The sequence below is a fragment of the uncultured Subdoligranulum sp. genome (genome assembly GCF_963931595.1).
In the GTDB taxonomy this organism is placed as follows: Bacteria; Bacillota; Clostridia; order Oscillospirales; family Ruminococcaceae; genus Gemmiger.
Window position 1 is genome coordinate 1,865,951 of the sequence record NZ_OZ007030.1, and the last position, 12,139, is coordinate 1,878,089.

Here is a 12,139-nt window from a genome sequence, read left to right on the forward strand (position 1 = left end):
GGGTGTTTTTTGGTTTAATAAAAGCCGAAACTGGGCAGACATTCCAGCGCGCTGGCCCACCAGTCGGGAATGGGCAGGCCGGACAGCGCCGGATAGTAACAGACAAACAGCACCAGCGAGACCGCGCACAGTCCCACGCCGATGCGCCTGGCCAGCTGCTCCCTGCGGATATGGGAGAGCACCAGCGCGATGGCAGCCAGGCAGAACATGGAGCTGGGGAAATAGTGGTACAGGAAGGTACAGCGGGTGACCAGCATCCAGGGGATCAGCTGGGTTGCGTAGAGGATCAGCACCCCGACGCCGGCCCGGCTGCCGCGGCGGCTGATCTGGTGCCACAGCAGTGCCACCAGGCAGGCCAAGCCAACCAGCCAGATCACCGGGCCGCCCAGCCCTGCGATGCTGGCTTTGAGGCCGGCGGGCAGATGGGTGTTCTGGTAGTACCACACCGGGCGCAGTCCCAGCAGCCAGGTATACCAGCGGCTCTCGAAGGGATGGGTGGCTTCCAGGTTGGAGTGGTATTCATACATGGAGACCTGGCAGTTCCACCAGTCGGTCAGGCTGAAATCGGGATTCCGCCACCAGTAAGGGAAATAGGAGGCAATATACAGGCAGAGGGGCAGCAGCACATAGAAGAGTACACCGCCCAGCGCCGCCGTGCGGAACTCCGACGAGAATCCCGGCCGTTTCTGGCGCCACCGGGCATAGAGAACCCCCAGATAGAGCACCGCCAGCCCGGCCCCGGCGTAGATGCCGGTCCACTTGGCCGCGCATCCCAGCCCGAAGGCCACACCGCCCAGCGCCATGGGCAGCAGCGACCGGTTGACGCCCTTTTGCAGCACGCTCTGGCAGTACCACAGCATGCAGTAGGCGCCCAGCAGAATAAAGAAGGTACCGTAGATATCAATGGTGGCAATGCGGCTCTGCACGAACCGCATGAAATCCAGTGCCAACAGCACGCCGGCCACCGCGCCGATCCAGCGCCGGCGGGTCAGGCGGCGGGCAAAGCACCAGGCCAGCGGCACCAGCAGCACGCCGAACAGCGTGCCGGAGAATCGCCACCCGAACCCGGTCATGCCGAAGAGGGCGATGCCCGCCATGATCAGGTCCTTGCCCAGGGGCGGATGGGTGGTCTCGTACACCGGCATCTTGTGCAGCTGCTCGTAGCCGGTGCGGCCGTGGTAGATCTCGTCAAAGTACATGCTGTTGAGCTGGCTGATGGTGTCCGGCACCGCTGCCTGCTCGTCGCAGAGCGCTCCGCCCCCCGAGACCGCCACCGGGTTGCCGTCCCCGTCCCGGAAGGACAGTTCAAACACCTGGGCGTTCTCCACCGTGACGGTCAGCGTCTGACCGGCCGACACCGGCATGCGGTTTTCGCTCCAGCTGAAACAGGTGCCGTAGCCCAGCTCCTGCACCAGCAGCACATTCCCCTGCCCGTCCCGTACCGTCAGGCTGCCGCCGAAGGAGACCCCGGGGTACACCCACAGGTTGACGGCTGTTCCCTCCACTGTGACGGATTCGGTCAGGACAGTGTCGGTGGCGTCCAGCGGATTCTGGGGGGCCGTGGTATCCCCCAGGTAGGCAAAGCTCAGCACCGCTGTGGCCAGCGTAAGACCCGCCAGCCCCAGCACCTCCCGGCGCTGCCAGCGGGGCTGGGCAGCCGGGACAGAAGGCTCGGCATAGTCACGCTCCCGCACGGCCAAAGCGTGGCCGTGGAGGGCCAGATCCCATACTGCAAAGAGCAGCATGACAAAGCAGACCGTCTCGGCCAGGCCCACCAGCACCGCCACCGTGGAACTGGTGGCACTGCTGAGCCATTCGTCGTCGCTGCCCGCCAGGGAGTACACCGTGGCCAGGTTGATGAAGCCGGTCAGGGAAAGACCAAACCCGGCGGCATAGAGCCGGATATCATCCCACCGGGCGGCGGCCAGCAGGGTCAGCAGCACGCCGGGCACCATGTAGCGCTCGTGCATGCAGTGGCCGAAGGTAAAGACGCCCAGGCCATAGTAGGCGGCCAGCAGCAGCGGCGAAAAGCTTCCACGCTGCACGCTGCGCATCGCAAAGGCCACCAGACCGCCGGTGACCACCAGGATCAGGAACCAGCCCAGCGTGTGCCAGCTGATGCCCAGAAAAGCGGTATTCTCCAGCGGCTGCCAGTTGCCGCCCAGAGCGGTGAGCCAGTTGAAGGCGTTGATGGAGGCATAAGGGTAGCCGGAAACGGTACCCGCATACTTTTCCATCAGGGAGGGCAGCAGGTCCCGGATGCCATAGAACGGGATACCCGCGGCCAGCACCGGCACCAGCGCAACAGCAGCGCCGCCGAAGCAGCGGCCGAAAGCGCGCAGATGGTCATCCTCCCGGGCAATGGCGGCCAGGAAGCAGACAGCCAGCACCGGCCCGAAGAGCAGCGCCTGGGGTTTGATGGCTAGCGCCACCCCGTACCAGAAAGCCGCCGGCAGATAGCGGCGCTGTTCCAGCAGCCAGAAACACCCCAGCAGCGGCAGCGCAAAGGCGCCGTCGATCTGTTTCCAGACGCCGGTGTCAAAGAGCAGCAGCGGGTTGAAGGCCGTGAAGGCCGCCAGCAGCATAGGCACCCGGCTGTCCGGGCGGAAGGATGTGCCGATATGCCAGACCAGCCAGGCCGCCCCCGCGTCGCAGAGGCTGGGCACCAGGGCCAGCAGCAGGTAGGTCAGCGGCGACTCGTAGGCAATGGAAAACACGCCGCGGAGCAGCCCCACCAGCCCCAGCACATAGAGATAGCCGGGCGGGTAGTCGGCAAAATAGCCCTTGCTGTAGAAGGCCGCCGGTCCCTGGGCGGCCAGCTTCTCCCCCCAGGCAACGAAGCAGCTCATGTCGTAGGGGTAGCCTTCCGTCACCAGCGACAGCACCAGCCGCAGCGCCACCGCCGCCCCCAGAATCAGCCAGAGGGCCCTTGTATCGGATTGTCGTTTGTGTATCGTCATACTCTCAAAAAAGGGGCCTGCCCGCGCGCGTCCGCCGGTTTGGGCACAGGCGGGCACGCAGGCATGCCCCTGCGTTTCCGGTTTACAGTTTTGCGATTTTGGGGCCCTGGGCGGTGTCGGTGACGCTCCAGCCCATCTCGGTGAGCTGGGCGCGGATGGCATCGGCCTTGGCCCAGTCCTTGGCCTTCTTGGCGGCGGCGCGCTCCTCCACCAGGGCGGTCACCTCCGCCGGGACTTCGTCCTTCTTGCGGTTGTAGAGCAGGCCCAGCACGCCGGTCAGCTCGTCAAAGGTCTTGGCCGCCAGTTCCAGCGTGGCCTTGTCCGAGGCATCGGACAGGGTGTTGATCTCCTTGACGAAATCAAACACTGCGGCCAGCGCGTCGGGGGTGTTCAGGTCGTCGTCCATGGCCGCCTTGAACTTGCTGCGCGCCTCGTCGCACTTGGCGGCCAGCGCAGTGTCGGTGCCATGGGCGTGCTCGATGGCAAAGTCCAGGTTGTCCCGGCAGGTGTACAGCCGCTCCAGGCTGTTCTTGCAGCTCTCGATCAGCTCCACCGTGTAGTTCAGCGGCATGCGGTAACCCGCCGTCAGCATGAAGTAGCGGATGGGCTCATAGCCGTATTTTTCGGCGATTTCCCGCACCGTGAAGAAGTTGCCCGCACTCTTGGACATCTTCTCGTTGTTGATGTTCAGGAAGCCGTTGTGCATCCAGTACCGGCTGAAGGTGCAGCCGTTGGCGCACTCACTCTGGGCGATCTCGTTCTCATGATGGGGGAAGATCAGGTCCTGTCCGCCGGCGTGCAGGTCGATGGTCTTGCCCAGGTGCTTGCGGGCCATGGCGCTGCACTCGATGTGCCAGCCCGGACGGCCGTGGCCCCAGGGGCTGTCCCAGTAGGGTTCGCCGGGCTTGGCTGCCTTCCAGACGGCAAAGTCCGCGGGATCTTCCTTCAGGTCATCGTCCATCTGGCTGCGCAGCGTGCGGTTACCGCTCTCCAGATCGTCCAGGTTCAGGTGGCTCAGCTTGCCGTAGCCGGGGTCAGACTTGACCCGGAAATACACGTCGCCGTTGCGGGCCACATAGGCATGGCCGGAATCCAGCAGGTCCTTGACGATCTTGATGATCTCCCCGATGTGCTCGGTGGCCCGGGGACGCACGGTGGGCTCCTCCACGTTGAGGCCCTGGGAATCCTTGATGTATTCGGCCTCAAACTTGCGGGCCACCTCCTGCATGGAGATGCCCTCCTGCTGGCCTTTCTGAATCAGCTTGTCGTCGATATCGGTGATGTTGGAAACGTAGTAGACCTTGTTGCCGCAGTACTCCAGGTAGCGGCGCAGCGTGTCAAACACGATCATCGGCCGTGCATTGCCGATGTGGATGTAGTTGTAGACCGTGGGTCCGCAGACATAGATGCGGTACTCGCCCGGCTTCTGCGGGACGAATTCCTCCTTCTGGCGGGTCATGGTGTTGAAAATCTGCATGGTGACACAATCCTTTCCCAATTCGATGGTCTCCGATGGTTTCTATTATAGCCGCCGCGGGGCGCGGTTGCAAGCCTTCAGCCGTTATTTGCAAACTCCGTTTCCAGCTGGTCCCACACGGCGCTGAAATTGTAGGGGAACTGGGCGTCCTCCTCGGCCAGCCAGCGGCGGTAGGTGTCCAGCTCCTCCACCGTGGGCGCCTTCACCCGGACGTAGGCCGTGATGGTGTAGCCGTTGCCCATATCGAAGGTGGCGGCCACCTCAAAGGGCTGATACTTCTCCTGGTTTTCCAGGAAGGCATTGTTGATCTTCTCGGTATGGTTGCTGGGATCAAAGGGTGTGCAGGTCAGCACCGCATGGGACGTGAAGAGTTCCCTGGGGAAGGCGTCGTTGCCGGGGTTCACCGCCCCGTAGGCCAGAATCGTGCGGATGCTCTCGTCGGGCAGGGCCGCCGCCCGGAAGACATCGGCACTGTACACCACGCCGTGGCAGATCATATAGGCGGAGTTTTCCCCGCTGCAATTCTGCCGCAGCCAGTCGTTGACCGCATCGATGCCGGCCATGTCCTCCCGGACGTTGTCCACATAGAAGTAAAGGCCGCTGTACACTTCAGTGGGGAACCACAGCGGCGGCAGCAGCTGGCTGCAGGCGCCGAAGTTCAGCACGCACATGCCCCCCAGTACCGCCGCGGGCACCGCCCGCAGCAGCCGGGGGCGCAGATCGGCCACCGCCAGCGCGCAGAGGAAAAAGCCCAGCAGATAGAAGGGCGCCACCGCCAGCGACTGGTGGTCGTCCATATTCTGCACCCGGGTGACCAGCGCCACCGTGAGGACCGCGCCGGCCAGAGAGAGTACAGACAGGAATCTTGTCGATTTTTTATACAATCCGTACAGAACGCCGATCAGCAGCACGGCCAACAGGAAATACCCCAGGTAGACCCGCTGGTTGCCCAGCTCCGACAGGAAGCCGCCGGTCTGGTAGGTGGCATAGCGGTCGCTGTAATCCGCCCGGACGATGCGCCAGAACATGGGGGCCAGCGGCAGCCCGACGCAGAGCACCGACACCACCGCGAACTGCACAAACCGCACCAGGGCGCCTTTGTTCCGTCCGCGCAGCGCCAATGCCAGCGCCCGGACGCCGTAAAACAGGAAGATGGTCGCCACCGTGAACATATAGCTGCGGCGGGTCAGGATCAGAAGACCCGTGAAGGTGGTCAGGCTCACCAGCCGGGCGGGGGCAGGATGGTCGAAATCGTAGCCGGTGAGCAGCGCCATGAGCATAAAGGCGAAAGCCACGCCCAGCAGGTCGGGCATACCGCGGTAGAGCGCCACATGCACCAGCGGCATGAGCAGCACAAAAGCCATGCCCAGCACTGTGAAGAGCCGGGGTGCCCGGGGCGCCAGCTGGCGGCGCAGCACCAGAAGGAACACCAGAGCGCTGAAATACACCAGCGAGGGAATCAGCAGCGCGCAGAGGATGGCGAAGGTGTTGGCGGTGCGGGCCGTGAACATGAAGAAGGGTTCCAGCAGGATGTTGATGACGAAGGGGGCGTAGTCGTTGAACCAGGTCTTGTAGATGGTGGAGCCCACCCCCATGAAGACGCCGTCCGCGAAGTTGGATTCCAGCCGGACCTGCAGATTATAGTAGGTGGCGTTGTCCCAGAGATAGAGGCTCTGGCGGCCCACCATGGCGTGGAGATAGAAGGCGGCGCTGAGCAGGCAGCAGACTGCCAGCAGGACCCCGTCAAACCGGGTCAGGCGGGCGCCCGCGGCACGCAGCGCGCGGCGGTAGAGGCAGAAGGTGCCCAGCACCGCCGTGCAGCAGAGCAGCAGCAGCCACACATCCACCGGGTGCCGGCCGCTGCCCAGGGCATCCACGGTCTGCAGCACCGGCAGGAAGTGAGCCGCTGTGCTGAAAAGGAATTTAACGGCAAAAAGACACACCAAAGCCAGAACGGCCCGCTCGGGGCGGGTCATTCTGGCAAAATACTGCTGTACTTTTGCGCGGGGCGAAAATTTTGGCAAAGCAGTAGTCCCCCGTTGTTATTTAGCCTGCATGAAGCAGCTGCGGTTCTGCCACAGATAGATGCCGCCGGACAGCACTGTGGCGGCAGCCACCAGCCAGCAGAGCACCTGGGTGATGAGGCCCACGCCCATGATGTCGGCGGAGCCGCCCAGTGCGGCGGCAAAGTAGTAGAACAGGATGGTAAGCATCTGGAGCACCGTCTTGACCTTGCCCCACATATTGGCGGCAATGACGGTGCCCGACTCGGCGGCGATCATCCGCACGCCGGCCACCGCAAATTCCCGGAACAGAATGACCGCCAGCACCACCGGCGAGCAGATGCCGTCGGCCACCATGTAGATGAAGGCGGCGGTGGTCAGGCACTTGTCGGCCAAGGGGTCCATGAACTTTCCGAAGTCGGTGACCAGGTGGTACTTGCGGGCAATGTATCCATCCAGGAAGTCGGTGATGCTGGCCACCGCAAAGACGATGCCCGCCACCAGCATGAAGACCTGGTTGTATTCGGCGGTGCCATAGCGGCTGAACGCCGCGAACACCATAAAGACAGGCACCAGAATGACGCGCAGCATCGTCAGTTTATTGGGCAGATTCATGGCTCAGTCCTCCAGTTTTTCCTCCACGTAGCCGTAGAGGTCGTAAGTATCGGCGTCGGTGATCGTCACGTTGTAGAACGCGCCGGCCTCCAGCGGCGTATCGGCCGGGGTCAGCACGTTGCCGTCGATCTCGGGGCAGTCCGCCTTGGACCGCAGCAGGTACATGCCGGTCTCGTCGTCCACACCGTCGCAGATGCATTCCAGCGTCTGGCCCACCTTTTCCTTCTCCCGGTCGGCGCTGACCTCCGCCTGCAGTTCCATGATGTGGTCGGCGCGGCGCTGCTTGGTCTCCTCGTCGATCTGGCCGTCCATTTTGGCAGCCACCGTGTTCTCCTCCGCCGAGTAGGCAAAGCAGCCCAGCCGGTCAAACCGCATGGTCTTGACGAAATCGCAGAGCTCGGCGTACTGCTCCTCGGTCTCGCCGGGGAAGCCCGCGATGAGGGTGGTGCGCAGCGTGATGCCGGGAATGGCTTTGCGCAGCCGGGCAATGGCGTCCTCGATCTCGGCGCGGCCGCCGCGGCGGTTCATCGCCTTGAGCACGGCGTCGTCGCAGTGCTGGATGGGCAGGTCCAGGTAGGGCACCACTTTGGTGTTGCGCACCATGGCGGCGATGAAGGCATCGCTGATGCGCTCGGGGTAGGCGTAGAGAATGCGGATCCAGCGGATGCCGTCGATCTGCTGCAGACGGTCCAGCAGCTCACAGACGGCGCCGGGCTTGCCCCAGTCCTCCCCGTAGGCGGTGGGGTCCTGGGCCACGAGGATCAGTTCCCGTACCCCCTCCCCCGCCAGCCAGCGGGCCTCGGCCACGCAGTCCTCGATGGGACGGCTGCGCAGCGGGCCTCGGATCAGCGGGATGGCGCAGTAGTAGCAGCAGTTGTTGCAGCCCTCGGCGATCTTCAGGTAGGCGTAGTGCCGCGGCGTGGAAATCACCCGGGCACCGCCCAGCGGCATGTCGCTCTTGGGTCCGTAGCTTTCCACCTGTCCGGCACCCGCCGCACAGACCCGGGCCACAATGGCGGGAATGGCCGCGTTGGAGCCGATGCCGATGACGGCATCCACCTCGGGGATCTCCTGCACGATCTGCTGCTTGTACCGCTCGGCCAGGCAGCCGGTCACGATGACCTTCAAGTCGGGGTTCTGCTCCTTGTACTGGCAGGCCATGAGGATGTTCTCGATAGCCTCGGCCTTGGCGGACTCGATGAACCCGCAGGTGTTCACGATGATGACATCCGCTTCGGCGGGGTCCGCCACCGTGGTGTGGCCCTCCTTGAGCAGCGCATGGCAGAAAACGTCGGCGTCCACCTGGTTTTTCGGGCAGCCGAGAGAAATGATGGCAATCTTCATAGGTACGTCCTTATTGGTATAATGTAATGCGTCTGCCGGTGGGCAGACGGAAAGGTTCAGTCGTCCCGGGCAAGCACTTCCCGGATGACGGCGTGGGAAAAGCCCCGCCGGGCCAATGCGGCCGCCACCTGTTCCCGCTTGCCGGCCGCCAGCTTGGCGGCATATTGCCGCTCCACCAGCGCCCGGGCGGTGGCCAGCTCGGGGTCCTCGCCCTCCGGTCCGATATCGTACAGTGCTTCCACCGCCTGGGCGGCGGTGTCCCGGTCGATGCCCTTGGCGGCCAGATCCCGCAGGATCTCCCGCCGGGATTTGCGCTTGCGCAGCAGTTCGGCGGCGCGGCGCCGGGCAAAGCCTGCATCGTCCAGCAGGCCCAGTTCCCCGGCCCGGGCCACCGCATAGGCGGCGCTGTGTTCATCGAATTTGCGGCAGAGTTTCTGGTAGAGCTCCCCCGACGCATGGTCCCGCAGCGACAGGTAGTCCATCGCCTTGTCCAGCGCGCGGCGGGTATCGCTCTGTTTGCGCAGCTCCTCCACCTGCCAGGGTTCCAGGTCGTCCCCCTCGTGCAGGTTGGCCCGGGCGAAGGTGTCCTCGTCCAGGGAAAAGACAAACTCGCCGTCCAGAAACAGGGCCAGCCGCCCCTTTTTCGTCTCCTTGATCTGGGTCAGCCGGGGCATTATTCGTCCACCATGATATCCAGGTCCACCTCACTGCCGGTGGTCTTGGCAGCGGGGGCCGCGGCGGTGGGCGCTTCGGCAGCCGTCACCGGCTTGACCAGCTCACTGGGGTCCAGCGGCTTGACGGCCCCCTTCTTGCCGGCGGCCAGCAGACGGTCGGCGTTGGCGCGGACGATCTTCTCGATCTCGTCGGACACTTCGGGGTGTTCCTTGAGGAACTGTTTGGCGTTGTCCCGGCCCTGGCCCAGGCGCATCTCGCCGTAGTTGAACCAGGCACCGCTCTTCTGGACGATGCCCAGCTTGACGCCCAGATCCAGGATCTCGCCCAGCTTGGAGATGCCCTCGCCGAACATGATGTCAAACTCCGCCTCACGGAAGGGCGGCGCCACCTTGTTCTTGACGATCTTGGCCCGGGTACGGTTGCCGATGAAGGCACCGGTGGAATCCTTCAGGCCCTCGATGCGGCGCACGTCGATGCGCACGCTGGAATAGTATTTCAGCGCACGGCCGCCGGTGGTCACTTCTGGGTTGCCGTAGACCACGCCCACCTTCTCGCGCAGCTGGTTGATGAAGATGCAGACCGTGTTGGTCTTGCCGATGACGCCGGTGAGCTTGCGCAGGGCCTGGCTCATCAGACGGGCCTGCAGGCCCACGTGGCTGTCGCCCATCTCGCCCTCGATCTCGGCCCGGGGCACCATGGCGGCCACCGAGTCCACGACCACCGCGTCGATGGCGCCGGAGCGCACCAGCGCCTCGCAGATCTCCATGGCCTGCTCACCGGTGTCGGGCTGGCTCACCAGCAGACTGTCGATGTCCACCCCCAGGGCCGCGGCATAGGCCGGGTCCAGGGCGTGTTCCACGTCGATGAAGGCCACTTCGCCGCCCATCTTCTGGGCTTCGGCCAGCGCGTGGAGGGCCAGCGTCGTCTTACCGGAGGATTCCGGTCCGTAGATTTCGATGATACGGCCGCGCGGCAGACCGCCGATGCCCAGCGCCAGGTCCAGGCCCAGGCTGCCGGTGGGGATCGCGTCCACCTGCATCGTCACATTGGCGCCCAGCTTCATGACGGCGCCCTTGCCGAACTGTTTCTCGATCTGGGCCAGGGCCGTCTCCAGCGCGGCCTTCTTGTCTGCGGCCGGACCGGCGCTCTTGGGAGTTGTATCTTTCTTCGCTGCCATCTTGCTGTCTCCTTTATCTGTTGCAATCGCTGTTATCTTTCGCGTTTGCCTCTATTATATACGATTCGGGCCAAAATTACAACTATATGTTGTACATTAGCAGTCCGATTTCAGGGACTTTTCCCCGTTTTTTTCGGGTTTCTGCAAAACCACCACCCGGTCGTTGCCGCCGTAGTCCTTGCGGCAGCGGCCGTTCTGCCAGCCGTACTGTTCTCCCAGGGCCAGCACCTGCGCCGCCTGGGCGCAGCCGATCTCCAGCACCAGCCAGCCCCCCGGCCGCAATGCCGCGCCGTACCGGGCACAGAGCAGCCGGTAAAAGTCCAGCCCGTCGGTGCCGCCGTCCAGCGCCATGGCAGGCTCGTGGGCGGTCTCCGGCATCAGGGCGTGCATCTCGGCGGCCGTCAGGTAGGGCGGGTTGGATACGATCAGATCCACAGAACCGGGCTGCAGCGTCTTATACCAGGCAAAGACATCCGCCTGCACAGTCCCCACCGTGGTGCCCTGGGTATTGGCCTGCAGATACCGCCAGGCCTCGCCGCTTTTTTCCACGCAGGTGACCCGCGCTTCGGGGTAGGCCCGGGCCACCCCCAGTCCCAGACAGCCGGTGCCGGCACAGAGGTCCAACACCACCGGGTCGGGTATGCCCCGCAGCAGTTCGATGGCGGTCTCGCAGACGATCTCGCTGTCCGCCCGGGGACAGAGCACCCCCGGGCCCACCTTGAGGGTAAAGTCCAGAAAATCCCACTCGCCCAAAAGATACTGCAGCGGCTCCCGCGCAGCGCGGCGGGCCGCCAGCACATCCAGGCGGGCGGCCTCGGCCTCGGTGGGGCCGTCGTCCAGGCGGGGGTCCCGCCGGGTGACAAAGCGGTAGAGCTGGGCTGCATCGAATCGGGCGTCGGGCACGCCGGCCGCCTGCAGCCGGGCACAGAGGGACTGAAATGCAGCGTTCACCAGCGTCCATCCTCCCGGTTTTCCGGCAGCACCGGGGTGACGGCCGCGATGGCGATCTCGATCATGGAATCGTCGGGTTCAAAGGTGGTCAGCCGCTGCATCCAGAGGCCCGGCTGGGAAACAATGTGCGCCAGCAGGCTGTCCGACCGGCCGGCCCACTTGAGCACCTCGTAGGCAATGCCCACCAGCAGCGGGAACATGCACAGTTTGTAGACGATGCGCAGCCCGGTGCTGGTCCAGGGCAGCACGGCATAGAGGAAGATGCTGATGATGATCACCAGAATCATGAAACTGGTGCCGCAGCGGGGGTGGAACCGGCTCTGCTTGCGGATGTTCTCCACCGTCAGGGGCAGGCCCGCCTCGTAGCAGGCAATGGTCTTGTGCTCGGCGCCGTGATACTCAAAGACGCGGTGCATTTCCTTGTAGCGGGTGCAGAGGAACATGTAGCCCAGGAAGATGGCCATCTTGAGCACACCTTCCAGGATGACCCGCGGCCAGCGGCCCATGGGCACCGCCTGGCTGACCAGGCCGGTGAGGAAGGTGGGCAGGAAGGTGAACAGGAAGAGGGCCAGCGCCACGCCCACCACCACCGCCAGACCCATGAGGACATTCTGGGCGGCGGGGCCAAGGCGGTCTTCCAGCCACTTGTCCAGCCCGGACGGAGCGGTTTCCTCCTCCTCTGCCAGGGCGATGTCGGCGGCGTGCATGAGGTACTGGTACCCCTTGTAGAGGTTTTCCACCATGTTGCAGACGCCCCGCACCAGCGGCACCTTGTTGTACCAGTGGGTGTGCACCGTGTCGTAGCTCAGGTCGATGGTGCCGTCGGGACGGCGCACCGCGCAGCAGATTTTCTCGGGGCCGCGCATCATGATGCCTTCCATCAGGGCCTGGCCGCCGACGGAAGTACGAAATTCCTTGGACATACTGTCTCCTTCTG

9 protein-coding genes are annotated in these 12,139 nt (G+C 64.2%); all 9 read right to left on the reverse strand.

The features are described from left to right. Window positions 1–14: 14 nt before the first annotated feature. Window positions 15–2,960, reverse strand: a complete 2,946-nt coding sequence (locus tag ABGT73_RS09065; RefSeq protein WP_346669452.1) for a phospholipid carrier-dependent glycosyltransferase — start codon at window positions 2,958–2,960, stop codon at window positions 15–17. 82 nt (window positions 2,961–3,042) lie between these two features. Then, window positions 3,043–4,437: a cysteine--tRNA ligase gene (cysS, locus tag ABGT73_RS09070; protein WP_346669453.1), complete on the reverse strand. Its 1,395-nt coding sequence runs from the start codon at window positions 4,435–4,437 to the stop codon at window positions 3,043–3,045. Window positions 4,438–4,514: 77 nt separating this feature from the next. Continuing rightward, window positions 4,515–6,461 (reverse strand): hypothetical protein, encoded by a 1,947-nt coding sequence (locus ABGT73_RS09075; RefSeq protein ID WP_346669454.1) that lies wholly within the window; start codon window positions 6,459–6,461, stop codon window positions 4,515–4,517. 18 nt (window positions 6,462–6,479) lie between these two features. Continuing rightward, complete coding sequence (gene pgsA, locus ABGT73_RS09080) at window positions 6,480–7,055, reverse strand: CDP-diacylglycerol--glycerol-3-phosphate 3-phosphatidyltransferase (protein WP_346669455.1); 576 nt, start codon at window positions 7,053–7,055, stop codon at window positions 6,480–6,482. Window positions 7,056–7,058: 3 nt separating this feature from the next. Beyond that, a complete protein-coding gene (gene rimO, locus ABGT73_RS09085; RefSeq protein ID WP_346669456.1) occupies window positions 7,059–8,399 on the reverse strand; it encodes a 30S ribosomal protein S12 methylthiotransferase RimO in 1,341 nt (446 codons plus the stop codon). A gap of 56 nt (window positions 8,400–8,455) precedes the next feature. Beyond that, on the reverse strand, window positions 8,456–9,073 hold the full coding sequence (locus ABGT73_RS09090; protein WP_346669457.1) for a regulatory protein RecX: 618 nt from the start codon (window positions 9,071–9,073) through the stop codon (window positions 8,456–8,458). Next, window positions 9,073–10,251: a recombinase RecA gene (gene recA / locus ABGT73_RS09095; protein ID WP_346669458.1), complete on the reverse strand. Its 1,179-nt coding sequence runs from the start codon at window positions 10,249–10,251 to the stop codon at window positions 9,073–9,075. The genes ABGT73_RS09090 and recA overlap by 1 nt, the downstream gene beginning before the upstream one ends. 96 nt (window positions 10,252–10,347) lie before the next feature. Further along, window positions 10,348–11,202 (reverse strand): peptide chain release factor N(5)-glutamine methyltransferase, encoded by an 855-nt coding sequence (prmC, locus tag ABGT73_RS09100; RefSeq protein WP_346669459.1) that lies wholly within the window; start codon window positions 11,200–11,202, stop codon window positions 10,348–10,350. Further along, a complete protein-coding gene (locus ABGT73_RS09105; protein WP_346669460.1) occupies window positions 11,199–12,125 on the reverse strand; it encodes a DUF1385 domain-containing protein in 927 nt (308 codons plus the stop codon). The genes prmC and ABGT73_RS09105 overlap by 4 nt, the downstream gene beginning before the upstream one ends. Window positions 12,126–12,139 lie beyond the last annotated feature (14 nt).

Coding starts and splice junctions, on each gene's coding strand:
- ABGT73_RS09065 (WP_346669452.1), bottom strand. CDS start 2,960: ATGACGATACACAAACGACAATCCGATACAAGGGCCCTCTGGCTGATT.
- cysS (WP_346669453.1), bottom strand. CDS start 4,437: ATGCAGATTTTCAACACCATGACCCGCCAGAAGGAGGAATTCGTCCCG.
- pgsA (WP_346669455.1), bottom strand. CDS start 7,055: ATGAATCTGCCCAATAAACTGACGATGCTGCGCGTCATTCTGGTGCCT.
- rimO (WP_346669456.1), bottom strand. CDS start 8,399: ATGAAGATTGCCATCATTTCTCTCGGCTGCCCGAAAAACCAGGTGGAC.
- ABGT73_RS09090 (WP_346669457.1), bottom strand. CDS start 9,073: ATGCCCCGGCTGACCCAGATCAAGGAGACGAAAAAGGGGCGGCTGGCC.
- recA (WP_346669458.1), bottom strand. CDS start 10,251: ATGGCAGCGAAGAAAGATACAACTCCCAAGAGCGCCGGTCCGGCCGCA.
- ABGT73_RS09105 (WP_346669460.1), bottom strand. CDS start 12,125: ATGTCCAAGGAATTTCGTACTTCCGTCGGCGGCCAGGCCCTGATGGAA.